Origin of the sequence: Bacillus sp. FDAARGOS_527, assembly GCF_003812125.1 — a bacterium.
GTDB lineage: Bacteria > Bacillota > Bacilli > Bacillales > Bacillaceae_G > Bacillus_A > Bacillus_A paranthracis.
Genome location: NZ_CP033795.1, coordinates 176123 through 199425 on the forward strand (window position 1 = coordinate 176123; position 23303 = coordinate 199425).

Genomic DNA, 23303 nt, shown 5'->3' on the forward strand with positions numbered 1-23303 from the left:
TAGGGGAGAGAAAAACGATGAAAAATATATTTATTATAAATGGACATGAAAAATACGGTACAAAGGAAGGACGATTAAATAAAACATTAGTGGATCATATGGTGACGGTATTAAGCGAGAACCATCAAGTGAAAACAACAACGATTCAAGATGGATACAATATAAAGGAAGAACAAGATAAATTTTTATGGGCTGATGTTGTGATTTATCAAACACCGATTTATTGGTTTAGTGTTCCAGGATTATTTAAAACGTATATGGATGAAGTATATGAATACGGTTTGTTCTTTAAAGGTGCAGATGAATACGGAACAGGTGGTTTATTAACAGAGAAAGAGTACATGTTCTCTACAACTTGGAATGCACCTGAAAATTCATTTGGAGATAAGACGAAGTTCTTTGAAGGGGAAAGTCTAGAATCAACGCTTAGTCATTTACACCGCGTGCAGAAGTTTCTTGGGATGAGTCCGTTAAAGAGTTTTGCTTGTTATGATGTGGTGAAGAATCCGGATATTGAACAATATTTATTGAACTTGAAAGATCACTTAGATGAAGTAATTAAATAATAGTTTATATTTGTATGTGAAGAAGGTACTACTATGGATGTAGTACCTTCTCCTTTTATAATGAATCGCATTTTAAGACATGGATGGCTGTATCCATAACTTCGCAAAATTTGCCCAACCGAATGAATCAATTGTTACGTTTTTTAAAGAAGAAGGGTATGTCTTTCTTTTTAAAACGTGATAGTTAAATAAAATGATGTGTTCTGTTTGTAAAAATTCTTCGATCTCATACATGAGCTCGTAGCGCTTTTCTTTATTTTCTTCTAATAAAAATGTATCTAACAAACAGTTAATTTGTTTTTCATAGTGCGGGTCCATGAACCGGTTTACAAAGCAACTTTTATTTTTAAATACATTTAAAAATGCAAGTTCATGATCGGCAGCAAACACTTCTCCGATGAAAATAATATCGGCATGTTGATCGATAGAACGGTTCATATAATCTGAAACGAGAAATGGGTGAAGCTCTACTTGTATACCTAAACTTTCACATCGTTCTTTTAAGAAATATGCATCATTTGCACTATCTTTAAATGCGAAGAAGTAAATATGTATCGTCTCTCCATTATAGGTGCTCTTTTTTAAATACTCTTTCGCTTTTTCTAAAGAGTAAGACCTTTTAGAAGCTTGGCGACTTCTTTCAGGGAAAAAGCTTGATGCAGCAATTGTTCGTCTACCCTCTATGCTACGAAGTATCGTTTCAACATCATATAGTTCTCTCCAAGCCTTTCGAAAGTAAATGTCGTGATGGGGACCAGGTTTTGTAAAGTTGAAGCCAGCATAAATACAACCTATTTCTTCTATTTGTATATCATGCCTTTCATTTTCTTCTTCATTTGGTAGTTCATAATCAGCATCGATTTGCACATGATCAGGAATACTCCAAAATTCAATACGGTCTAATAAAGCGCGCTCTTTAAAATAATGAGAGAATGCTTCGAGTACGATATTATCTTCAGAGTAATGAGAAAGTTTGAAAGGTCCAGTACCTATATAATGGTGATTTTGAATAACTGCATCACGCGGCAAAATTGCTAGTTGTATGGAACTTACATAGTGTAAGAAAAATAAATTTGGTTTTGCTAAATGAAATCGAATTTGCAGTGGTGATGGTGTTTCAATTTGAACAATTTCTGCTGTTAACCATTCGAAAGGAGAGTGAACTTCCTTTAGTCTTTCAAATGAAAATTGTACATCTTTAGAAGTTAAAACTGTTTCGTTATGAAAATGAATGTCCTTTCGTAAATAAAAAGTCCACGTCAGCCCGTCTTCACTTAATTCCCACGTATGCGCAATGTGTGGTTCCATTTTTTCCGTAACATCGTTATAAACGACTAACGTATCAAAAATTTGATTCGTAAGATGGCTCTCTGTAGTTACAGCCACAAAAGCCGGATCTAAGGGGAATATCTTTCTCGATATAGGAATTTTTAATATGTCGTACATATCATTTGAAGGTTCGTATCCAAAATGATGATGTAGTTTATTTTCTATCTTTTTTTGAAGTGCAAGGGGTAGGGGTTCTTTTAAAAGAAGAAAGATATCTTTTAATTTTTCTTGCGCTAACAGTTCATCTGTATAGGACTCAATCGCTTCTACGAAATTATGTATAAATAGAATTTCTGTTTTATTTCCACGTCCTCGCCCTGGAGTCCAGCTAATTAATTGTTCCTCACTCATTTTCTTTAATAAAATCTTTACGTTTTTCGTACTGCAATATAAAACATCTGCTAATTCTTGTAAGCTATTTCGCATATGTTGTTGATCTTGTGCATGTAGTCTTAGTCTAATGTAATAGTCCATAATTTTCATATATACACTTCCTTCTATCATAAAAGGGGAAACTCTTTAGAATATTCTAACCTTTTTCTTCCTTTTTTTCAAAGTAAAATAAGTAAGCGTAAGGAGGGGGAAACAATGGGATTTTGGAGTATGCATCGAAATATAAAAATTAGAATTATAACTTCGTTTTTAACACGTACTGTATCCACGATGATTTTTCCATTTATGGCGATTTATTTTTCAATAAAGTTAGGTAGTGCGATTGCTGGTGCGTTACTACTTATTAATGTCATAGCTTCATTAGTAATTGGTTTATACGGTGGATATGTTGGAGACCGGCTCGGTCGTAAAAAAGTAATGATTATCGGTCAAAGTATACAAGTCATTTCCATCGCTTGTATGGGGATTGCGAATTCCGATTATGTAGATTCACCGTGGCTAACATTTATATTTATGTTAGTGAATAGTTTAGGATCTGGACTTATGAACCCTGCGACAGAGGCAATGTTAATTGATGTAAGTACACCTGAAAATCGAAAAGTGATGTACAGCATTAACTACTGGGCGATTAATTTATCCATTGCAATTGGCGCGATATTTGGAGGACTACTATTTGAAAACTATAGATTACAATTGTTTATCGTATTAACGCTTGTTGCAATTATTACTTTATATGTGATGGCTGTATATATGGAAGAGGTGTATGTAGCTAGAAAAACAGTAGAGAAGAAAAATGTATTAAAAGATATGGCACATAGTTATAAAGTTGTGATGAAAGATAAAGCATTTTTAATTTTTTGTGCAGCAAGTATATGTACATTATCGTTAGAGTTTCAGATTAATAATTATTTAGGAGTACGTTTGCAGAAGGAATTTGAAACGGTGCACTTTTTATTCGGGAATGGTGTTACGTTTGATTTAACAGGTATTCGCATGCTGAGCTGGATTTCTGCAGAGAATACAATTTTAGTTGTATTATGTTCAGCACTTCTTATTAAAATGCTGAAAAGCTTCAACGATTTGAAAATATTATATGTAGGCTTATTCATTTATACAATAGGATTTACAATACTCGGAACGAGCAATAGTTTATGGATTTTATTAATTGCAGGGCTTTTCCAAACGGTAGGCGAGATGATGTATGTGCCAGTGCGTCAATCTATTATGGCAGATATGGTACCAAATGAGGCGAGAGGTTCATATATGGCGATTAATGGAATGGTCTTTCAAGTGGCAAAAATGAACGGGGCATTGGGTGTTATGCTAGGTTCATTTATCGCATCTTGGGGCATGAGTGCTCTGTACTTTATCGTTGGTATGAGCAGTATTTTATTATTTATGAAGGCGATTGGGAGAGAGAAGTATGAGGAGGAGGTTTCTCAAATTGGATAAAACGATATGAAAAGCGATGCTAGAAATCGCTTTTCATATGGCTTTTAAAACGGATCAACTTCAGCTAAATTTGGAGTGGTGCTCGGTTGTAGTAAAAGATTTTTTAACGTTCCTACTTCAGAAAGAGTGACTAATATGTAGCCACTAATCAGTACAATAAGTCCGATGACACGTAACGTTTGTAAGGTTACTTCATTAGTATTCGTTTCCGTTGGATTTGGGGGCGTTGAAGGTGGATTGTTATTCATAAATAAGGCTCCCATCTTTTGTATTTATATATGTGTAAAAGCATGATTTAACTTATGGATAGGAATGATATAGTCATTTTCACTATATGAGAACTGCCTATGAAAAGTGATTAGAAATTTGGGGACGAAGAAGGGGGGAATCCGTAGGTCATTAAAAATGACATTCCTTTTTATTTTTCATACAAATAAAAAGGTTAACCAAAGTAGCTAAACAGCTATTTTGGCTAACCTATAGTAACTATCCTAGTATACGCAATGATTCTTCAATAAACGCTGGGATATCTTCAGGTTGTCTACTTGTTACTAGCTGATTTTGGCATACGACAACCTCTTTGTCATGAAAATTTCCGCCGGCATTTTTCAAGTCGATCTCAATGGATTTATATCCAGTCACATCGCGTCCTTCAAGTGTTTGTGCAGTGATGAGTAGCTGAGGTCCATGACAAATAGCGAAAATAGGTTTTTTCGCATCCATAAATGCTTTACTAAAGCGAACGAAACGCTCATCTGCACGAAGTATATCTGGGGAAAATCCACCCGGTATGAAGAGTGCGTCAAAGTTTTCTGGAGAAACATCATCGATACCTTTATCAATTACAACTTCACTTTTTCCTTGCTTACCGTGTACCGTTTTACCTTTTTCTGCTTCAATAGTTGTTAATTCATATCCCTTTTGTTTAAAAGCTTCTGCTGGCTCTGTGTATTCTGTGTCCTCGAAATAATCCGTTATTAAAATAGCAATTTTTTTACTCATTCTCATCCGCTCCTTACATTATATTATCGGTTCCAGAATCGTCTTTGAGCAATGCGTCGTATTGTCTATTTATTTAATCCCCCCAGTTCGTTTCCCTTGTTAATTTAATACATACCCTTTTTATTAGGACGTAAACATGTATTATCATTTTTTATGTGAAAATTATAAAAATATCGATTGTGCCGGTGATTCTTGTTTGAGAAGGAAAAATAAAAAGCTAAGGAGAGAATTTATTCTCTCCTTAGCTTTTAAGATAATTCTTTTCGTTAAAACGAGGGAACGCGTTGCTTCGTTTTTGGTACAATAATAAATTTGATCCAAAGTAACCCGATAATCATAATGATAAGGCTATGTAAAAATTGACCTGTAGCAATGAGTATAACAATTGAAAATACAATGAGTTGAATGCTTAGCAATATAAAGATTAAGTGAAGAAATTGATTCATTCGTTTCTCAGTATGAATTGGATATAATGCTGCAATAATATTTCCCGAAAAATATTTCCATAGGGAACGGAGCTGCATAGAGATCATATATAGAACGATATATGCGATAGCGCCTTTTACGTATATGTTTGGTATAAAATATAAGGCGAAGGCACCGATCAATCCTAAACGAATATATATACCGAAATAATCATTCCCGCGTAAAAAAGCTAGTGTATGTAAATAGAAGAAAGTTGCTCGTTTTTTATGTAATAAAGGTTCAATCCAAGTTGTAAGCCATTTTCTTTTATTTACTTGCTTATTTAGTTGCGGAACATCGGTGAAGATGCTAGCAAATTGATAAAAACGAACGTTCATTTTTTCTTCTTGTTCAATTATGTAATCCCACGGTATTCGTTTTGTAGGCTGCTTTTTCGTATATAGAAGCAGGAAAGCAAGCAGTAAAAGTAATCCGCCTAATATGAGAATGTTTGCTGAGTAAAACAACATGTAAATGATGAGTGCGTTACAAGTAATACGAATAATGAACCATATGCCGTTTTCATGACTATCACGCCACATCCAATGTATGTACATGTTCCAAGCTTTCGTAATCATTAAAACGATAAAGATTGTACATAAGAAAGGTACAGTTACTTGCAATGATTGTAGCGCAAGTGGAACGAGAATAAGGAACGTAAATAATAATGGGAAAAGCTGAATGATATAATTGTATAGAAGAGATTTTTTGAAATAAGATGTTAATTTCTCTTCTAGTGCTAGTAAATAGACAGCATCAGGTTTTTGAATAAATGTACGGATCGGGCATCTCGTTATAATGAATGTAAGTACAATCGTGATGAGTAGTAAAGATATTCCTTTAGAAGGAGATGCTTTTAGAAACTGAGCATAGTAGTATGCACCAACGCATGAAATAAAGATAAAGCTATATAGTAAACCGTTAATCATACGTGCAAAGTATGTAATGATATTTTGCATATGTTGTTGGAAGCGGCTGCTCCATAGTGATTCAATTGACATGTTTTTCACCTCTTTGTTCTATTATATATGTTTTACAAAAGAAAAAACGAGCAAATTGCGTTATGCAACTTGCCCGTTTTTCTTTTCGTTATTTTTTTTCTGATCACGATTCATTAATGGATAGAAGGCAAAGCCGATTACGAATAAACCAATTCCGAGAAGGAACGTTTTTATATCGGATGCACCCGTTTTAATAACCCATAATGCGTAGCAAAGTGCGATAACTGCGACTATACCATCTGTAATTCTTGCCCGCATTTCATTTTTATACGTTTCACCAGTTGCGACTAGTTTTAACTGGAAGATTGGTGAAACGAGATATGGAATGAGGTAGGCTAGTGTTGATACCGTAATAACGAATGTATAAGCTTCCGCAATAGTCCCTGATAATGTTGAGAATAAGAACACTTGCGACATAATGTTTGTTAATCGTAATGAATAAATTGGACTTCCTTTTTTGTTTGTTTTTGTGAAGAAGGAAGGGAAGAAACCTTCTTTTGCTGCTTGATATGGTACTTCTGAGCTTAATAAAATCCAGCCTAAGATGGAACCGAATAGGGAAGTAAGAGCAAGTAATGCCATCAGTTTCCCGCCGCCATGACCCATTGCAGCGTTTAGTGCGTCTGCTAAAGGACGTTCAGAAGCTTGTAATGTATCAATGTGGAGTACACCCATTGTTAAAATGGTAATTCCTAAGTAAATCGCAACTGTAATAAGTAATCCCGCAACTGTTGCGCGTTTTACCGTTTTTGGAGAAACAGCACGGTTTGATAAAAGAACCGCTGATTCAATTCCGATAAATGCCCAAAGCGTCGTAAGAGCAGCTAAGTTTACTTGTGAAAGAAGGCCATGTGATACACCTGATTTATCGATCATCGGTGTGTACCATTGTCCAAACTTAGAAGCTTCGAATGCAAATAACGTAACGACGATGAATAATAGGAATCCAGTTACTTTCGTTGTTGTTGCTAAGAAGTTTAGCTTTCCAGCTCCGCTTACACCGTTTGTTAATATAATATGAGTTCCCCAAAGTAAGATGGAACAAATCGTAAATGTAATTAGTTTTCCGACTTCTACATTAAAAGAACCGATTGAAAATAGTAGTCGTGTATCTTTCATAATCGGGAAGAAGAGAGATAAATATCCCGCAAATGATGTAATGATGGCAACGTTACTTGCCCAGTTTGCAACCCAATATCCCCATACCATACTGAAACCAGCCATTTTTTTCTTTTTTGGTGTTGAGAATAAAGCATATGCATGACTTTGTGGTCCTGTCGTTAAATCAGGACGACGAATTGCTAAATTACCGAAAACAAGAGCTAGCATTAAAACACCAAACCCTGTTGTTAACCAAGCTAAAGTGACACCGAGAGGGCTTGCTGTTTGTGCCAACGTACTTGGCACCATGAAAATACCAGCGCCAACCATGTTACCGACAACGAAAGCTGTTAGTACCCAAAAGCCCCATTTTTTTTGTTGCATAGAAAATACCTCCAAAGTTAGTATAACCAAGTCAAGCGAGGAGATATGTATGTCTTCCTGAGTCAGGAAGAGAAGTCCCAAACAAAACAAAAAAAGCACGTAATTTGCCGTTACATGCTTTCTATCTTATAAGAAACCCACGACATACCTCTCGATAGCTCTCCACAAACGAAACGTTTGTGACAGTTCTGCACTTATTCAATGCAGACCCAGCAAGCGTGCATGGTGGACACGGGCTTACTTCGGCAATCATTCCTTTCTCATTCGTTCATCAATGCCACTACATCTCCTGAAATGATACTCTTAATGACTGCAACCTCTACCTCACCGAGATACGAATGAGGATTTAAATATTAATTTAACGTATTTAAGAGTAACAAATGAATTTTTATACGTCAATGGATATAGTAATAATCAGATTATAGAGAAGAGTTTGTTATTAAAAGTAAGAGGGATTATTATGCAACATTGAATTTTCATAATATAATAAATGTTATTAGCGCTAGATGATTGAAAAGGGGATGAAGTATATGTCTGTATGTCATAAACATTCAGTAATAGGTGTGTTAGATTCGGGAGTTGGGGGATTAACAGTTGCGAGAGAAATTATAAGACAATTGCCTAAAGAGAGCATTTATTATATTGGTGATAATGAGCGTTGTCCGTATGGGCCAAGAAGTGTAGAAGAGGTACAATCTTTCGTATTTGAAATGGTTGAGTTCCTCAAACAGTTTCCATTAAAAGCTCTAGTTGTAGCATGTAATACTGCTGCAGCGGCTGCATTGACCGCGCTGCAAGAAGCACTTTCTATTCCGGTTATTGGCGTTATACATCCAGGAGCAAGAGCGGCAATTAAAGTGACAAAGAAAGGGGAAATCGGAGTAATTGGAACTGTAGGTACGATAAAATCTAATATGTACGAAAAAGCATTGCATGAGCTTGATACATATTTGAAAGTGCATAGTCATGCGTGCCCGACTTTAGCTACAGTTGTAGAAAATCAATTAGAAGATACAGCATATGTAACCGAGCAAGTGAAACAAGCTTTACTGCCATTAACGAAAGAAGATATAGATACGCTAATTCCCGGATGTACGCATTATCCACTTTTAGAGTCCTATATTAAAAAGGAACTAGGAGAAGATGTAACGATTATTAGTTCTGCGGAAGAAACAGCGATAGAGTTAAGCACAATTTTGCAGCACAAAGGAATTCTGTCTGACAATTTGAATCCGGAGCATCAATTTTTTACAACAGGCTCTGTTTCATCATTTGAACATATTGCGGAGAGATGGCTAGGATATCAAATTTCTGTAAAATGTGTGAATTTACCTATGGAAAAACAACTAGTGAACTAATTTGTATAAAAAGAAGCTGATCTAATTTAAGATCAGCTTCTACATATAAGATTAAACTAAGTTTAATACAGTTACTTTTTCACGTGTCATAGACTCAAGGCTCTTACGAATACCTTGTGCGCCCATACCTGAACCTTTTACACCGATGAATGGGAAGTGGTCAGGGCCGCGCTCTGTGCGTCCGTTAATTTGAACAGAACCAGTTTCGATTTTGTTAGCAATTGCAAATGCTTTGTTAATGTCTTTAGTGAAGACACTTGCTTGCAGACCGAACTCTGATTTGTTAGCAATTTCAATTGCTTGCTCATCTGAAGAAACACGGATGATTGGAAGGATTGGGCCGAATGGCTCTTCCCAAGCAACTTTCATGTCTTCTGTTACGTGGTCGATTAATGTTGGGTAAATTAAGTTACGCTCACGTTTGTTACCGATAACGATCGTTGCACCCTTTTCTACAGCGTCGTCAACTAAACCTTGAACGAAGTCAGCAGATTTATCGTCGATTAATGGAACGATTGTGCTGTCTTGTTCTGGAGATCCAACTGATAGTTTAGCTACTTGCTCTTTTAATAAGCCAACAAGCTCGTCTGCTACGTTTTCGTGTACAAGTACACGTTTAATAGCTGTACAACGTTGACCAGAGTAAGAGAATGCACCGCTTACGATATGGTTTGCAGCATCTTGTAAGTCAGCATCTTCACGAACGATACCAGGGTCTTTACCACCAAGTTCTAATACAAGTGGAATCATTGAAGCTTTTTTCGCTAAATGTTTACCTGTGTTTGTACCACCTGTGAACGATACCATATTGATGCCTTCGTGTTCTACTAAGTAGTCACCAATTACAGAACCACGTCCTGTCGCTACGTTTACAAGACCTTTTGGAAGGCCAGCTTTATGAAGTGCTTCCACCATTTTAATACCACTAATTGCACCTTGAGTTGCTGGTTTGAAAATAACAGCGTTACCCATAATTAATGCTGGTGCAAGTTTTGCAGCAGATAAGTTTACTGGGTAGTTAAATGGTGCGATTGCTAATACAACACCAAGTGGTGCGCGTTGGATAATTGCAAGTTTTGATTTTGTACCGCCCGGGAAGCTATCGCCCATCATGCTTTCTCCGTGCATATGTAAAGCTTCTTCGATCGTATAACGAATGAAATCAGCTGTACGAACAACTTCTTTCTTCGCATCTTTATATCCTTTACCGACTTCTTTCATAATGATATCGGCAATTTCATCTTGCATATTTACGAGCTCATCAGCCCATTTATATAAATACTTTGCGCGATCTTGTAGAGAAGCTTCCGCCCATGATTTTTGAGCTTCTTTTGCAGATGCAATTGCTTCATCTACTTCTCCGCGAGTAATTGCTTGTACTTGTCCAATTACTTCGTGTAAGTATGGAGATGGAATTTCGATTGTTTCTCCTGAAGAGCTTTCTCTCCATTCTCCATCTAAATAAAATTTGTACGTATTGCTAGTTGTCATGATTAGTCCTCCTAAAATAGCAACTTGTAAGAGTGAGTATAAGGTGATTGTATGGGGTTTGATAACATTTTTCAAATGAAATATTTGTGAAAACGATTTCTTATGAAGTTTTTATTTTGTATGCCCTTTCTTACAGAACATTCCCTTATTTCGAAATGATGGATCATATATTTTTATTCAATTTGTAAAAAAACAATTGACAGAATACTCAATAAAGTTATAAGATTATAAATGGAAAATAAATGAAGGGGGTGTGCGTAATGATTGTAATCGTAAATGTAATGGGTTTAGCTCTGTTAAATGGCAGAAAACATTTATATCATTACGCAACCCGTGCGGATATATAGGGCATTTTTGTCTTATAAAAAGCGTACGTTGCGTATATCGTAACGTACGCTTTTATGCATTTTTGTGCATATCGTCAAGCGGCGGTATGCTTTTTTTTGTTTATTTTCCATGTTACTAAATAAAACTTTGGAAGGTGGAAAAATGTGATGAGATTGTATGGGTTACGAAATGTAAATGTGATGGGTCTGGATAGTGGATAGAGAAATGAGAGGTAAACGAGAACGAGAAGGGAGAGATTACATTGTTTTCAGTATTACTAAAGTTAAAGTGGTTTTTTAAAGAGCATTGGAGGAGATATAGTATCGCCATTGGAGCTCTTTTAATTGTGAATATAGTTGAAGTTATTCCCCCGAAAGTGTTAGGGGTTACGATAGATAATATAAAAACAGGAACGTTATCGAACGAAGCTATTATACAGTCTATTCTTATTTTAATTGGGGTTACGATAGTTGGATATGGCCTCACTTTCGTATGGCAACATCAATTGTTTGGCGGTGCATTCGTGCTTGAGAAAACGATGCGCTCTAAATTTATGGGGCATTTACTTAAGATGACGCCGACTTTTTATCAAAAAAATCGTACTGGTGATTTAATGGCGAGAGCGACAAATGATTTAAAAGCAATCGCTATGACAGCTGGTTTCGGTATATTAACGCTCGTAGATTCGAGTTTATATATGCTTACGATTGTCTTTATGATGGGATTTACAATTAGTTGGGAGCTTACATTTGCGGCACTTATACCGCTTCCAATTATGGCGTATGCGATGAATATATATGGAAAGAAATTGCATGAAAGATTTACAGTTGCGCAAGATGCGTTCGGTGATATGAATGATAAAGTACTTGAGTCAATCGCTGGTGTGCGCGTGATTCGTGCATACGTACAAGAAAATGCAGATCAAGAAAGATTTCATCATTTAGGAGATGATGTCTACGAAAAGAATATGAAAGTAGCTAGAATTGATGCACTATTCCAGCCAACTGTGAAAATGCTTGTCGGTCTTAGTTATTTAATTGGTTTAGTGTATGGCGCATATCTTGTATTCCAATCAAAGGTGACACTTGGTGAACTTGTTTCATTTAACGTGTATTTAGGGATGATGATTTGGCCGATGTTTGCAATTGGTGAATTAATCAATGTTATGCAAAGAGGAAATGCGTCACTCGACCGTGTAAATGAAACGTTAGCGTATGAACCAGATGTAAAGGATCCGAAACATCCAAAGCTTGTACAAGAGCCGGATTATATTCAGTTTGATGATGTTACCTTTTCATATCCTTCATCAACTGAAACAAATTTAAAAAAGGTTTCGTTTACATTAAAACAAGGGGAAACGCTTGGTGTTGTTGGAAAAACAGGAAGCGGAAAAACGACGCTCGTACGTCAGCTTCTTCGCCAATATCCGCTTGGAGATGGAGATATTGCAGTCTCTGATGTGACATTAGATCAAATGACGAATGAAAATGTGCTTGGGTGGATTGGTTATGTACCGCAGGAACATATTTTATTCTCAAAAACAGCGAGGGAAAATATTTTATTCGGAAATAGGGAAGCGACTGAAGAGGAACTCGAGAAAGCGATTGAAATTGCAGCGTTTAAAAAAGACTTAGAGTTTTTACCAGAAGGGTTAGAAACGCTCGTCGGAGAGAAAGGTGTTTCTTTATCAGGAGGGCAAAAACAAAGGATTTCGATTGCACGAGCTGTTATTCAAAATCCGGAAATATTAATTTTAGATGATTCTTTATCAGCTGTTGATGCTCGTACGGAAGCGGCGATTATTGAAAATATAAGAACAGAGAGAAGCGGAAAGACGACGATTATTACGACGCACCGTTTATCTGCCGTACAACATGCGGATTGGATTCTCGTGATGGATGAGGGAGAAGTAATGGAAGAAGGTACGCATGATCAGCTTATCCAAAAGGGAGGCTGGTATGCGGAGCAGTTTGAAAGACAACAAGGTGAAAGTGAAAGTGCGGATAGTGGGGTGAAAATATGAGCGTGTCAAAACGATTGTTTCAATATGCGATGAAAGTAAAAGGAACAATTTTTGCAGCGATGCTAATGTTATTTATTTTCGTCATCGCAGAGCTTGCTGGTCCTTTCGTCGCGAAAACGATGATTGACGATCATATCGTTGGAATAGAGAAACCTTGGTATGAAACAGAAAAGAGTGAAGAGGCTGTTTCGTATAATGGCACCTTTTATAAGCGAAGCGATCGCTTCCAAGAAGGTGAGAAAAAAGGAAAAGAAGTACGCGTGATGCAAGTCGGTTTTCAATATTATTTTGTACCGAATAAAGTGAATGTGGAAGGGTCGCGGAATGTAAAAGGTGATATGATTACCGTTCAAAACGGTAAGGCGGTGCAAGTGTATAAAGCGAAAGCATTAACGAAAGAAGAAGTGTTTGCGTTTTATAAACCAGAAATAAACCGACTATTATTACTTGGTGGAGGCTATTTTGCTTTATTAGTAGTCGTTTCATTATTTGCATACGGAAAGCAATTTTTCTTGCAGAAAGCAGCGAACAAAATTATTCAAATTATGAGGGAAGATGTCTTTTCTCATATTCAAACGTTGCCAATTCGTTATTTCGATCATTTACCAGCAGGGAAAATTGTGTCGCGTGTAACGAATGATACAGAGGCCATTCGTGATTTATATGTAACGGTGCTGGCAACATTCGTTTCTAGTATCATCTATATTATTGGGATATTTGCTGCGCTATTTTTACTCGATGTAAAATTGGCGACATTATGTTTACTTATTATCCCAATCTTAATTGTTTGGGCAATTCTTTATAGAAAGTATGCGTCTGTATACAATCATAAAATGCGCTCTCGTTTATCTGATATTAACGGAACAGTGAATGAATCCATTCAAGGGATGCCAATTATTCAAGCGTTCCGTCAAGAGCGTGAAACGAAAAAAGAGTTTGAAGAATTAAATGGTGATTATTTTAAGTATCAAAATAAAATTTTAAATTTAAATGCAGCAACTTCTCATAACTTAGTAGGTGTATTAAGAAATATCGCTTTCACAGGTGTGATTTGGTATTTCGGTGGTGCTTCATTAAGTGCTACAGGCGTCATTTCTCTAGGGATACTATATGCGTTCGTTGATTATTTAACACGATTATTCTCACCGATTACAAATATGGTGAATCAGCTTGCTAACTTAGAACAATCGCGCGTTGCATCAGAACGTGTTTTTGAATTATTAGAGGAAAAAGGGGAAGCAGTAGAAGAAGAACGTATACCTCGCTTACAAGGAAATGTGAAGTTTGATAATGTGTCGTTTTCTTATAATGGAAAAGATGAAGTGTTAAAAAATATTTCATTTGAAGCGAAACAAGGCGAGACAGTCGCACTTGTCGGTCATACTGGCTCAGGAAAAAGTTCCATTATGAATGTACTCTTTCAGTTTTACGAGTTTGAAAAAGGAAAGCTTACAATTGACGGTCATGATGTAAAAGAGATGCCGAAACAAGCAACTCGTGAACATATGGGAATTGTACTGCAAGATCCATTTTTATTTAGCGGAACAGTAGCATCTAATGTTAGTTTAGAAAATGAAAATATTTCAAAAGAGCGCATCGTAAAAGCATTGCGTGATGTAGGTGCTGAAAGATTTGCGAACAATATAAATGAAGAAATTACGGAGAAAGGAAGTACACTTTCAACCGGAGAACGTCAGCTTATATCGTTTGCTAGGGCGCTCGCTTTTGACCCAGCCATTTTAATTTTAGATGAAGCGACATCTAGTATCGATACAGAAACAGAGGCGATGATTCAACAAGCGCTAGAAGTTGTGAAAAAAGGAAGAACGACATTTATTATTGCCCACCGTCTTTCAACAATTAAAAGTGCAGATCAAATTATCGTGCTTGATAGAGGGACGATTTTAGAAAAAGGGTCTCATGATGAATTAATGAAAAAGCGCGGGCGTTATTACGATATGTACAAAACGCAAATGGAAGGGAATCAGAGCGCTTAATAGGTATGGGGAGGAACTTGTGATTTTCACAAGTTCTTTTTTAGTGAATCACGGCAATTAAATAAGAAGTATTATTTTACCTTTCGTACAATAAATGCTATATTAAAAAATGTTACTTATTTTTTGTATGTAGCATTATTTTTCCTTTTTGTTTGATTATGAAGAAAAAGGATAAACTAAATAAGAACATTTTCATTGAAAAATTGTTCAAGATTGCATACAATCAATATAGTTTTTAAATTCCTATCAGAATACTTGGAGGATTACCATCATGAAGAAATTATTTTCAGTACTTGCAGTAACTACATTAGCGATCGGGATTGTAGCCGGCTGCGGTAAAGAAGAGAAAAAAGATACAGCTAGTCAAGACGCGTTACAAAAGATTAAACAAAGCGGTGAACTTGTAATTGGTACAGAAGGTACATACCCACCATTTACGTTCCACGATTCAAGCAATAAATTAACTGGATTTGACGTTGAACTATCAGAAGAAGTTGCAAAACGTTTAGGTGTAAAACCTGTATTTAAAGAAACGCAATGGGATAGCTTACTTGCTGGTTTAGATGCAAAACGTTTCGATATGGTTGCAAACGAAGTTGGTATTCGTGAAGATCGTCAAAAGAAATACGACTTCTCTAAACCATACATTTCATCTTCAGCGGCATTAGTTATCGCAAAAGATAAAGATAAACCTGCTACATTTGCTGATGTAAAAGGATTAAAAGGAGCACAATCTTTAACAAGTAACTATGCAGATATCGCTAAGAAAAATGGTGCGGAAATCGTTGGTGTAGAAGGATTTAGCCAAGCAGCAGAACTATTAGCTTCAGGACGCGTTGATTTCACAATCAATGATAAATTATCAGTGTTAAATTATTTAGAAACGAAAAAAGATGCGAAAATTAAAATTGTAGATACAGAAAAAGAAGCTTCAGAAAGTGGATTCTTATTCCGTAAAGGTAGCACTAAGCTTGTACAAGAAGTAGATAAAGCGTTAGAAGATATGAAAAAAGACGGTACGTATGACAAAATAACGAAAAAATGGTTTGGTGAAAATGTATCTAAGTAGTGCATTGATTTCAGATCGATTGTCTACTTGGATAGATATTATGCAGACTTCCTTCATGCCTATGCTGAAGGAAGCTGTTTTTACGACAATTCCATTAACGCTTATTACATTTATTATCGGTCTTATACTGGCAACGTTAACGGCGCTTGCACGTATTTCAGGTAGTCGTATTTTACAATGGATTGCTCGTATCTATGTATCTATCATTCGCGGAACGCCACTTCTTGTACAGTTATTTATCATTTTCTATGGTCTCCCAACTCTTAATATTGAAGTTGAGCCATATACAGCAGCAGTCGTTGGATTTTCATTAAATGTCGGTGCGTATGCATCTGAAATTATTCGTGCTTCTATCCTTTCAATTCCGAAAGGGCAGTGGGAAGCTGCTTATACAATTGGGATGACATACCCACAAGCGTTAAAACGTGTTATTTTACCGCAAGCAACGCGCGTATCAATCCCGCCGCTTTCGAATACATTTATTAGCTTAGTGAAAGATACTTCATTAGCATCGTTAATTTTAGTAACAGAAATGTTCAGAAAAGCACAGGAAATTGCGGCAATGAACTACGAATTTTTAATTGTTTATTTCGAAGCAGGTCTTATTTATTGGGTTATTTGTTTCTTATTATCAATCGTACAACAGATGTTAGAAAAGCGTTCAGAACGCTACACATTAAAATAATCCTTTTACAAAAGGAGTTTTTGTTTTTATGATTTCAATTCAGCACTTACAAAAAAGTTTCGGAGATAATACCGTACTAAAGCATATAGATTTAACAGTTGAGAAGGGCGAGGTTGTTGTTATTATTGGGCCGTCTGGGTCTGGTAAAACGACATTCCTGCGTTGCCTTAACGTATTAGAAACGCCAAACGCTGGTCATATTCGTATCGGTAATAAAGAGCTTAACTTCTCTCAAAAAGTAACGAAGAAAGATATTGTCAACCTTCGTACGCAAACAGGTATGGTATTCCAGCACCATAATCTATTCCCGCATTTAACAGCACTTCAAAATGTAATGGAAGGGCTCGTTACAGTGAAAAAGATGGGGAAAGAAGAAGCGAAGAAAAAAGCAAACTATTTCCTTGAAAAAGTGGGTCTAGCAGATAAAGTGGATTTATATCCGTTCCAATTATCAGGCGGACAACAACAGCGCGTTGGAATTGCTCGCGCGCTTGCAATGGAACCAGAAGTGTTACTATTTGATGAGCCGACGTCAGCGCTTGATCCTGAACTCGTTCAAGAAGTTCTGAAGGTCATGAAAGAGCTTGCTAAAGAAGGCATGACAATGGTCATTGTAACGCATGAAATGCGCTTTGCACATCAAATTGCGAACCGTGTTATTTTCATGGATGGCGGTGTCGTTGTCGAACAAGGTACACCAGAAGATGTATTTACAAATCCAAAAGAAGAACGTACGAAGAAGTTTTTACAAATGTTGCAATAAATGAAGGAAGGTCTCAAGGCATATGCCTTGAGACCTTTTTGCCATATATATTTATTTGTGGAATCCGCCAAGGCTTTGCTCAGCCATTGCAACTAGACGTTTTGTGATTTCGCCACCAACAGAACCGTTAGCACGAGCTGTAGAATCTGCTCCTAATTGTACACCAAATTCTTGAGCGATTTCGTATTTCATTTGGTCGATTGCAGCTGTTGCTCCTGGTACTACTAATTGATTTGAAGAATTTTGGTTTGCCATAGGAATATATCCTCCTTAGAGTTATAAAAATTTTTTTGGTTGGACTAGCTGGAGTTGAACCAGATTATCGCCCCGTTTGGCGCTAATCCATCGGTAATTAAGTTTGTACTCATAGTATGGATGTTACCTAGAAAGATATACGAAATAATAATTTGTAAATTTTGTAAAAAAATCTTAGTGATTTCGTAAATTATGAAATAAGAGTAATCGTTGTATTTTTTAGAAAGAAGGCTAAACTAAGAGCGATATGAAATATATTTTTCTTTTTGTATCCTGCTATTTTGAGGTAAATGTAAGTAAGAATGGGGCAAGCTGCTCCTATACATAGCTAGATACAATTATATGGAGGAATCGTGATGGGGATTTGCCCGCTTTGCAACGCATTAGAATCACAAACATATTCTTGTCAAAATTGCCAAAGTATACTCCAAGATTATGGGAAGGCTGTAGATTACATAGACGATTATAGTGCGTATATGGACCAAGAATTATTAAGTGCAGTAGATGGATTGACATATAATAATTCAAATGAATATTGCAATCATATTTTTTATTGCGGAGTATGTAACGTGGAAACAGAGTTTGTAGTAAAACTTGTGTAAATAGAAAACTTCCACCTTATGAATGAGGTGGAAGTTTTTGTTTTTGTATTTGTGAGTGAATCATAGGAGACGGGATATGCTCGTTATTTGAGGAAGTCTCTAATTTTATTTGAGACATTTTTTCTTTTGTATCGCGCAAAGAATGTTCAGTTAAGTAGATGGCATATTCGTAAAATAATTGGCGCGTTAGTTCACTCTGTTCTTTTAACTTGGCATCTTGGAATACAGTTCGCCCAGGTTTAGAGTTTGCTTCAAAGAGCCACGGGTTTTCCTGCGTGTCTAAACCGATATCAAAACCGATTTCTCCAATATTTCCGGTTACTTGTTCATCGAGTGCGTAACTAATTTGTAAGGCTGTATGTTTTAATTTATTTTCAATTTGAATTTGTTTCGTTGAATCAGGAAAAAGTTCTTGCAGCAATTTCGTATCGCCACCGCTATTTACATGCGTTGTTAAGCTACCTTTGCCAGCAATTTTTGCGACGATTGCACTGACCATCCATTGGCCGAAATGATTTTTATTTGTATGAATGCGGAAATCAACAGGCTGCCCATCGAAGCGTAGCAAGGAGATACCTTGTTGTACGATAAACTTTTTTAAATCATGTCCTTTTAACACATGGTTCAGAAGTGTTTCTAATGATTGGTACTTTCTTAGTTTATTTTCTTCATTTTCGCGATAACGACAGTAGTAGCAATTCTCTGTTTGGGAATAAAATATTTGATGAATGTTTCTACCGAAGCTACCATGAATCGGTTTCATATAAATGGATTTATACGTTCCGAGAAATCGTTCCACTTGTTCGAAGTGCTGAAATGTTTCTGTGTTTGGTAATAGCGGCATAATGGATTCATCTTTCATAAGAAGTTGATGCACTTCCCATTTATTAAAAAAACCTGGGTTAAACCATGGAATCGCATAGTCATGCTCTAACTTTCTTTTTGCTCTTACGATCGGTTTATAATTTTCGGCTTTCCGATTTGGTAATCGATCGTAAATGACATTCGGTAAAGGGACTTTTTTCTTTATCCATTTTTCCTCATGAAAGAAATACCCTTCAATTGTTTCGTCTTCCCAGTCTATATGTTGCACACCAAAAACGAATACAAATGGTCGTAAGGTGAATGGTGGCGTTAGTAACTCGCCAAGAGAAGTTGAACGGTTCCCTAAAGGATTAGAAGCGTCATCGTTAAAACCAGTTGTGAAAATCCCGATTAATGGTCCGAAAATAATCGTTTGGTTTTGTGTGAATGCATGGATAGTAGTGGAATGAGGCAGTAAAAGTTTCTCTGCAATTTGTTTTCCAATAATGATTTCGCGAGTAAAGGAATAATGAATTTTTACCTCTTCACTTGCAACATGGCGTAGGCCGAAGGAAAGGGATGTAATTGGTGGTGTGATGGAAAAAATATAAGGTAAAGTAATACTATTTGGATGTTCATCTGAAATATTTAACGTATATATGTGCTCTTTCAAAATAGACTTACCCCCTTTCTTTATGGTGTAAAGCGACTAAATTGTAATGGTCCATGATATATTTTTTCGGCTAATGAATCACTATGGCGAATGTAATGTTCGTAAGGGGGAATCGTGTTGACATACATAAGCCAAATTGCCCCTTTTTGATCCATAATAGTGGAAAGCTCTAGCTCGAATAATGAAGAATAAGATGCATCTAGCGTTTGAAACACTTCATTTATAATGTCTTGTAAAGCGTCTTGTAACAATTGTACACCGGTATTAGATAGTACGTATTTAATTTTTGAAAATGCATGCAGAGAGGAATCGTCGGTTACCGAAAGTAAAAGTTGATTCGGAAATGAACTTTTTTGTATAAACTGACCGATAACGTTCCACTTCTGTTCTTTATTTTTTTGTAAAATGGTTCGAATATGGAGTGGGTATGTTAATTGATTTGGAGGTTGCAGCATTGTATGCGTGATGTAACGTGCTGATCGTATATGAGATTTGTACCAAGATATAAATTCATCAGTCCGTTTAATTGGAGTAGAAGTATGGTAGGCATCATTTATCGTATCAACATGAAACGTTTTATTTTTATAAACGACCCGGTACAAACTTTCATTGGAATGTGCGTTAGTAGGACGTATAATAATATCTTTTGTTTTTAATAACAGTTTGAAAACGTTGTGTATCGTTGCTATTTCAAATTTTGGTATATAAGGAGATAATTTTTTATTCGTGAGAAATACATCATGTAGTTTGCTTAAGTCAATGAGTGTGTTATTTAAAAAGGTAGTGGAAGGACGATTGTGTAATGAGCGAATAATTGACTTTGCTTTTTCGACGTCTGTTTCCTCGTTAAAAGAAGAACGATCATATATATAAGAAGGAATAGGGAATATTTGCTCTTTCCATTTTCCTGTATCCGTATCATAAATCAGACCAGAAACAAGATCTGTTTTAGGATCAATACCAAATGGCGTAAACTGGGCAACGACATTATGATAAAGCCGAGCGCGTTTAGCGATTTCGGTGTAATACGTTTGCTCATAATGAGGGTGAGAAGTTAAAATACCGAGAACCAACGAAATCACTCCTTTACTAACAAAATGTTGGCATAATAGGCGAAGCTATATATTGCAAATACGTTTTTATACCATTATACTTTTGTCCGTATGATGATATGCTATAGTTTTGGAGAAGCGAAAGGTTGATTGTAATGAATATATGGTTAAGTATGTTAACGACGACAGGGCTCGGAGCAATTATTGGAGGATTTACAAATCATTTAGCGATAAAAATGTTATTTCGTCCTCATCGCCCTATATATATTGGGAAGTTTCAAGTGCCATTTACACCAGGATTAATTCCGAAGCGCCGCGATGAGCTTGCTGTTCAATTAGGGAAAATGGTTGTAGAACATTTGTTAACGCCAGAAGGAATCGGCAAGAAGTTAACAAATGAAGAGTTTCAAAAAGGTTTAATCCACTGGGCACAAGTAGAAGTGGATAAAGTAATTACGAATGAACAGTCACTGCGACACATGTTAGAAAAATGGGACGTAGCGCATGTAGAAAAAGAAGCAACTGAGAAAATCGAACAGGTGATTACAGAAAAGATTCAGGCATTTTTAGAAGAGTACTATACATATACATGGGAACAAGCTTTACCTCATTCTGTTCATGAGAAAATAGAGAATGCGATTCCAAATGTTTCGGCATTTATTTTAGGGCGAGCAACTCAGTTTTTTGAGAGTGAAGAAGGTAAAGCACGTCTTTCAAAAATGATTGATGATTTCTTTGCTTCTAGGGGGACATTGCTTAACTTAGTCGGAATGTTTTTAGGGAATGTAAGTGTAGTGGATCGTGTTCAGCCTGAGGTTATCAAGTTTTTAGGGCAAGATGGCACAAAGCAGCTTTTAACTGAAGTACTGCAAAAAGAGTTGGAAAAGTTAAAAGGAAGAGATGTAAAAGAAGTAGAAACGTTTGTAGAAAAAGAAATGATTGTAAGCTCCATATTGTCTGCAGTTAAAGTGGAGGAAACAGTAAGTAAATTTTTAAATCAATCTGTGCAGCAAGTATGTGAGCCAGTTCGAGAAACAATTATGGAAAAGGTAGTCCCAGGCGTAGTAACGAAAGGCTTGAAGTGGGGAGCAGAAAACGTAGCGAGTATACTAAATAATCTCCACTTGGCTGAAATTGTGCAGCAAGAAGTGTCCACATTTTCCACGGAGAGACTAGAAGATTTAGTGCTGTCCATTACAAAAAATGAACTAAAAATGATTACGTATTTAGGTGCCTTATTAGGCGGTATGATTGGAATTGTGCAAGGTTTATTACTGTTGTTTCTGAAATAATAAAATACGTACATACAAATAAAAGTGAAATTTCTTCACATCTCTTGCATAGTTTGATATGGTAAGAAGAGGTGCGTATGTAAATGCACGTAAAAGGCAGTGCGTATGATAAGCGCTAGCCTTCTAAAGGAGGAAAATAAAATGACAAAAAACATTCATGATGTAGCATATGAATTACAAAAAGCAATCGCTGAAAACGATGACTTCAAAACTTTAAAAGAGAGCTACGCAGCAGTTCAAGCTGATGCAGCTTCAAAGAACTTATTCGATGAGTTCCGTACAATGCAACTTAGCCTACAACAAAAAATGATGCAAGGTCAAGAAATCACTGAAGAAGACAACCAACAAGCACAAGAAGTTGTAGTTCGCATTCAACAAGATGCTAAAATTACAAAGTTAATGGAAACTGAGCAACGCTTAAATGTTGTAATCGGCGACGTTAACAAAATTATCATGAAGCCACTTGAAGAATTATATAGCGCGCAACAACAAGCGTAATAGTGGAAGACGCCCCTCGGATAGGGGCGTCTTTTTTGTTTAGGGAATTTGATAGTTAGACCACAAAACCTCACTTTCAAAATAGCTATTTTGAAAGTGGTATGTAGTACATCCGTTAATTCTTTTTATTGCTGTTAATTGAAGTTTTAATGTTTTTTTCGTTTAAAAACTTTTCAATCTCTTTTTGCTTCCGTCCATTAGCTTTCTCAAGGTGCTTCGTAAAAGAAAAATCGGCTTTGAATAAGTTACCATCTTGGGCGAGTTTGTTTAATTCTTGATCTAGTTCTACGAAAATAGCCGTAGATGATGACATAAATTCATAGATTTCTTTTGAAGGTTTTTTATAATCAGTAGGTAAATTATTATTACTAATAAACTCATGGAAATTCATATCGTTTTGTTTCGCTAGATCGATTAGTTTTTGTAATTTTTTTCGATCGGAATCAGTGAAATTCTTATCAGGAGTTGTTGAGGCAAGTGGAATGATGTTTTCAGATAACTCCCAGCTATAATCTATATAATCTTTTATATTTTTTCTCATTTCATCTTCATTAATAGTTTCATTCTTTTTTGAGGAAGTGAATATCGTTTCTGGAATTTTAACCGTAACATCTTTAATAGATTGTACATCGTTTTCTTCCTTAGGTTGTGCACTGTTTGAACAAGCTGATAGAAATAAAAGAGTAAGTAGCATGAGTGAATATAAAGTATATTTCTTCAT

At 36.1% G+C, this 23303-nt stretch carries 21 protein-coding genes and 1 riboswitch; of the genes, 11 read left to right on the plus strand and 10 right to left on the minus strand.

Annotated features, from left to right (window positions below; translation table 11 throughout):
• Window positions 1–17 precede the first annotated feature (17 nt).
• Complete coding sequence (locus tag EGX95_RS03240; RefSeq protein WP_000789166.1) at window positions 18–566, plus strand: NAD(P)H-dependent oxidoreductase; 549 nt, start codon at window positions 18–20, stop codon at window positions 564–566.
• A gap of 72 nt (window positions 567–638) precedes the next feature.
• Here the strand turns inward: EGX95_RS03240 and EGX95_RS03245 are convergent, their stop codons facing one another.
• Window positions 639–2399, minus strand: a complete 1761-nt coding sequence (locus EGX95_RS03245; RefSeq protein WP_000569514.1) for an SgrR family transcriptional regulator — start codon at window positions 2397–2399, stop codon at window positions 639–641.
• 84 nt (window positions 2400–2483) lie between these two features.
• On the opposite strand from EGX95_RS03245, the gene EGX95_RS03250 reads away from it, so the two are divergent.
• On the plus strand, window positions 2484–3740 hold the full coding sequence (locus tag EGX95_RS03250; RefSeq protein ID WP_000508193.1) for an MDR family MFS transporter: 1257 nt from the start codon (window positions 2484–2486) through the stop codon (window positions 3738–3740).
• Window positions 3741–3784: 44 nt separating this feature from the next.
• Here EGX95_RS03250 and EGX95_RS03255 read toward each other — a convergent pair whose 3' ends face one another.
• The 4 genes from EGX95_RS03255 to EGX95_RS03270 form a co-directional block, all read right to left on the minus strand.
• Window positions 3785–3988 (minus strand): hypothetical protein, encoded by a 204-nt coding sequence (locus tag EGX95_RS03255; protein ID WP_001063869.1) that lies wholly within the window; start codon window positions 3986–3988, stop codon window positions 3785–3787.
• A gap of 238 nt (window positions 3989–4226) precedes the next feature.
• The gene (locus EGX95_RS03260; RefSeq protein WP_046952052.1) at window positions 4227–4742 is read right to left on the minus strand and encodes a type 1 glutamine amidotransferase domain-containing protein; all 516 of its coding nucleotides are present in this window, start codon (window positions 4740–4742) and stop codon (window positions 4227–4229) included.
• Between the two features lie 266 nt (window positions 4743–5008).
• The gene (locus EGX95_RS03265; RefSeq protein ID WP_000021411.1) at window positions 5009–6208 is read right to left on the minus strand and encodes an ABC transporter permease; all 1200 of its coding nucleotides are present in this window, start codon (window positions 6206–6208) and stop codon (window positions 5009–5011) included.
• A 60-nt stretch (window positions 6209–6268) separates the two neighbouring features.
• Window positions 6269–7693: an amino acid permease gene (locus EGX95_RS03270; RefSeq protein WP_001186314.1), complete on the minus strand. Its 1425-nt coding sequence runs from the start codon at window positions 7691–7693 to the stop codon at window positions 6269–6271.
• 147 nt (window positions 7694–7840) lie between these two features.
• Window positions 7841–8023, minus strand: a riboswitch (Lysine riboswitch).
• 200 nt (window positions 8024–8223) lie between these two features.
• Here EGX95_RS03270 and racE point away from each other — a divergent pair.
• Window positions 8224–9051 carry a glutamate racemase gene (gene racE, locus EGX95_RS03275; protein ID WP_000109641.1) on the plus strand — a complete coding sequence of 276 codons (828 nt, stop codon included), beginning with the start codon at window positions 8224–8226 and terminating at the stop codon, window positions 9049–9051.
• Window positions 9052–9102: 51 nt separating this feature from the next.
• Here racE and gapN read toward each other — a convergent pair whose 3' ends face one another.
• Complete coding sequence (gene gapN, locus EGX95_RS03280; RefSeq protein ID WP_000213613.1) at window positions 9103–10542, minus strand: NADP-dependent glyceraldehyde-3-phosphate dehydrogenase; 1440 nt, start codon at window positions 10540–10542, stop codon at window positions 9103–9105.
• Window positions 10543–11131: 589 nt separating this feature from the next.
• Between gapN and EGX95_RS03295 the strand changes: the two genes are divergently transcribed.
• The 5 genes from EGX95_RS03295 to EGX95_RS03320 all read left to right on the plus strand — a co-directional run bounded on the left by EGX95_RS03295 (window position 11132) and on the right by EGX95_RS03320 (window position 17406).
• Window positions 11132–12892: an ABC transporter ATP-binding protein gene (locus EGX95_RS03295; RefSeq protein ID WP_000493203.1), complete on the plus strand. Its 1761-nt coding sequence runs from the start codon at window positions 11132–11134 to the stop codon at window positions 12890–12892.
• Window positions 12889–14889: an ABC transporter ATP-binding protein gene (locus EGX95_RS03300; RefSeq protein ID WP_000116632.1), complete on the plus strand. Its 2001-nt coding sequence runs from the start codon at window positions 12889–12891 to the stop codon at window positions 14887–14889. Before EGX95_RS03295 ends, EGX95_RS03300 begins: the two co-directional genes overlap by 4 nt.
• A 271-nt stretch (window positions 14890–15160) precedes the next feature.
• A complete protein-coding gene (locus EGX95_RS03310) occupies window positions 15161–15958 on the plus strand; it encodes an amino acid ABC transporter substrate-binding protein (RefSeq protein ID WP_000732854.1) in 798 nt (265 codons plus the stop codon).
• The gene (locus EGX95_RS03315; protein WP_002091752.1) at window positions 15945–16643 is read left to right on the plus strand and encodes an amino acid ABC transporter permease; all 699 of its coding nucleotides are present in this window, start codon (window positions 15945–15947) and stop codon (window positions 16641–16643) included. Before EGX95_RS03310 ends, EGX95_RS03315 begins: the two co-directional genes overlap by 14 nt.
• Before the next feature lie 28 nt (window positions 16644–16671).
• Window positions 16672–17406: an amino acid ABC transporter ATP-binding protein gene (locus tag EGX95_RS03320; protein ID WP_000623601.1), complete on the plus strand. Its 735-nt coding sequence runs from the start codon at window positions 16672–16674 to the stop codon at window positions 17404–17406.
• Window positions 17407–17457: 51 nt separating this feature from the next.
• Here the strand turns inward: EGX95_RS03320 and sasP are convergent, their stop codons facing one another.
• Window positions 17458–17661 (minus strand): small acid-soluble spore protein, SasP family, encoded by a 204-nt coding sequence (gene sasP, locus EGX95_RS03325; RefSeq protein ID WP_000013338.1) that lies wholly within the window; start codon window positions 17659–17661, stop codon window positions 17458–17460.
• Between the two features lie 356 nt (window positions 17662–18017).
• On the opposite strand from sasP, the gene EGX95_RS03330 reads away from it, so the two are divergent.
• Window positions 18018–18263 carry a hypothetical protein gene (locus tag EGX95_RS03330; protein ID WP_000510471.1) on the plus strand — a complete coding sequence of 82 codons (246 nt, stop codon included), beginning with the start codon at window positions 18018–18020 and terminating at the stop codon, window positions 18261–18263.
• A gap of 16 nt (window positions 18264–18279) precedes the next feature.
• Here the strand turns inward: EGX95_RS03330 and EGX95_RS03335 are convergent, their stop codons facing one another.
• Together EGX95_RS03335 and EGX95_RS03340 are read right to left on the minus strand one after the other, a co-directional pair.
• Window positions 18280–19740, minus strand: a complete 1461-nt coding sequence (locus tag EGX95_RS03335) for a YheC/YheD family endospore coat-associated protein (RefSeq protein ID WP_000658078.1) — start codon at window positions 19738–19740, stop codon at window positions 18280–18282.
• Window positions 19741–19760: 20 nt separating this feature from the next.
• Window positions 19761–20813 carry a YheC/YheD family protein gene (locus EGX95_RS03340; protein WP_000242717.1) on the minus strand — a complete coding sequence of 351 codons (1053 nt, stop codon included), beginning with the start codon at window positions 20811–20813 and terminating at the stop codon, window positions 19761–19763.
• A gap of 134 nt (window positions 20814–20947) precedes the next feature.
• Here EGX95_RS03340 and EGX95_RS03345 point away from each other — a divergent pair, with 134 nt between their 5' ends.
• Entirely contained in the window at window positions 20948–22084 is a 1137-nt protein-coding gene (locus EGX95_RS03345; protein WP_001992996.1) for a DUF445 domain-containing protein, read from the plus strand.
• Window positions 22085–22225: 141 nt separating this feature from the next.
• Window positions 22226–22582, plus strand: coding sequence for a YlbF/YmcA family competence regulator (locus EGX95_RS03350; protein ID WP_000164606.1), 357 nt, complete (start codon window positions 22226–22228; stop codon window positions 22580–22582).
• Between the two features lie 115 nt (window positions 22583–22697).
• Here EGX95_RS03350 and EGX95_RS03355 read toward each other — a convergent pair whose 3' ends face one another.
• A complete protein-coding gene (locus EGX95_RS03355; protein ID WP_000760974.1) occupies window positions 22698–23303 on the minus strand; it encodes an NDxxF motif lipoprotein in 606 nt (201 codons plus the stop codon).

Excerpts from the sequence above, each read along its gene's own strand:
- EGX95_RS03320 (WP_000623601.1), top strand. The coding sequence starts at position 16,672 with ATGATTTCAATTCAGCACTTACAAAAAAGTTTCGGAGATAATACCGTA.
- EGX95_RS03350 (WP_000164606.1), top strand. The coding sequence starts at position 22,226 with ATGACAAAAAACATTCATGATGTAGCATATGAATTACAAAAAGCAATC.
- EGX95_RS03265 (WP_000021411.1), bottom strand. The coding sequence starts at position 6,208 with ATGTCAATTGAATCACTATGGAGCAGCCGCTTCCAACAACATATGCAA.
- EGX95_RS03260 (WP_046952052.1), bottom strand. The coding sequence starts at position 4,742 with ATGAGTAAAAAAATTGCTATTTTAATAACGGATTATTTCGAGGACACA.
- EGX95_RS03245 (WP_000569514.1), bottom strand. The coding sequence starts at position 2,399 with ATGATAGAAGGAAGTGTATATATGAAAATTATGGACTATTACATTAGA.
- sasP (WP_000013338.1), bottom strand. The coding sequence starts at position 17,661 with ATGGCAAACCAAAATTCTTCAAATCAATTAGTAGTACCAGGAGCAACA.
- EGX95_RS03250 (WP_000508193.1), top strand. The coding sequence starts at position 2,484 with ATGGGATTTTGGAGTATGCATCGAAATATAAAAATTAGAATTATAACT.
- EGX95_RS03300 (WP_000116632.1), top strand. The coding sequence starts at position 12,889 with ATGAGCGTGTCAAAACGATTGTTTCAATATGCGATGAAAGTAAAAGGA.
- EGX95_RS03270 (WP_001186314.1), bottom strand. The coding sequence starts at position 7,693 with ATGCAACAAAAAAAATGGGGCTTTTGGGTACTAACAGCTTTCGTTGTC.
- EGX95_RS03240 (WP_000789166.1), top strand. The coding sequence starts at position 18 with ATGAAAAATATATTTATTATAAATGGACATGAAAAATACGGTACAAAG.
- EGX95_RS03355 (WP_000760974.1), bottom strand. The coding sequence starts at position 23,303 with ATGAAGAAATATACTTTATATTCACTCATGCTACTTACTCTTTTATTT.
- racE (WP_000109641.1), top strand. The coding sequence starts at position 8,224 with ATGTCTGTATGTCATAAACATTCAGTAATAGGTGTGTTAGATTCGGGA.
- EGX95_RS03345 (WP_001992996.1), top strand. The coding sequence starts at position 20,948 with ATGAATATATGGTTAAGTATGTTAACGACGACAGGGCTCGGAGCAATT.
- EGX95_RS03330 (WP_000510471.1), top strand. The coding sequence starts at position 18,018 with ATGGGGATTTGCCCGCTTTGCAACGCATTAGAATCACAAACATATTCT.
- EGX95_RS03310 (WP_000732854.1), top strand. The coding sequence starts at position 15,161 with ATGAAGAAATTATTTTCAGTACTTGCAGTAACTACATTAGCGATCGGG.
- EGX95_RS03315 (WP_002091752.1), top strand. The coding sequence starts at position 15,945 with ATGTATCTAAGTAGTGCATTGATTTCAGATCGATTGTCTACTTGGATA.
- EGX95_RS03255 (WP_001063869.1), bottom strand. The coding sequence starts at position 3,988 with ATGAATAACAATCCACCTTCAACGCCCCCAAATCCAACGGAAACGAAT.
- gapN (WP_000213613.1), bottom strand. The coding sequence starts at position 10,542 with ATGACAACTAGCAATACGTACAAATTTTATTTAGATGGAGAATGGAGA.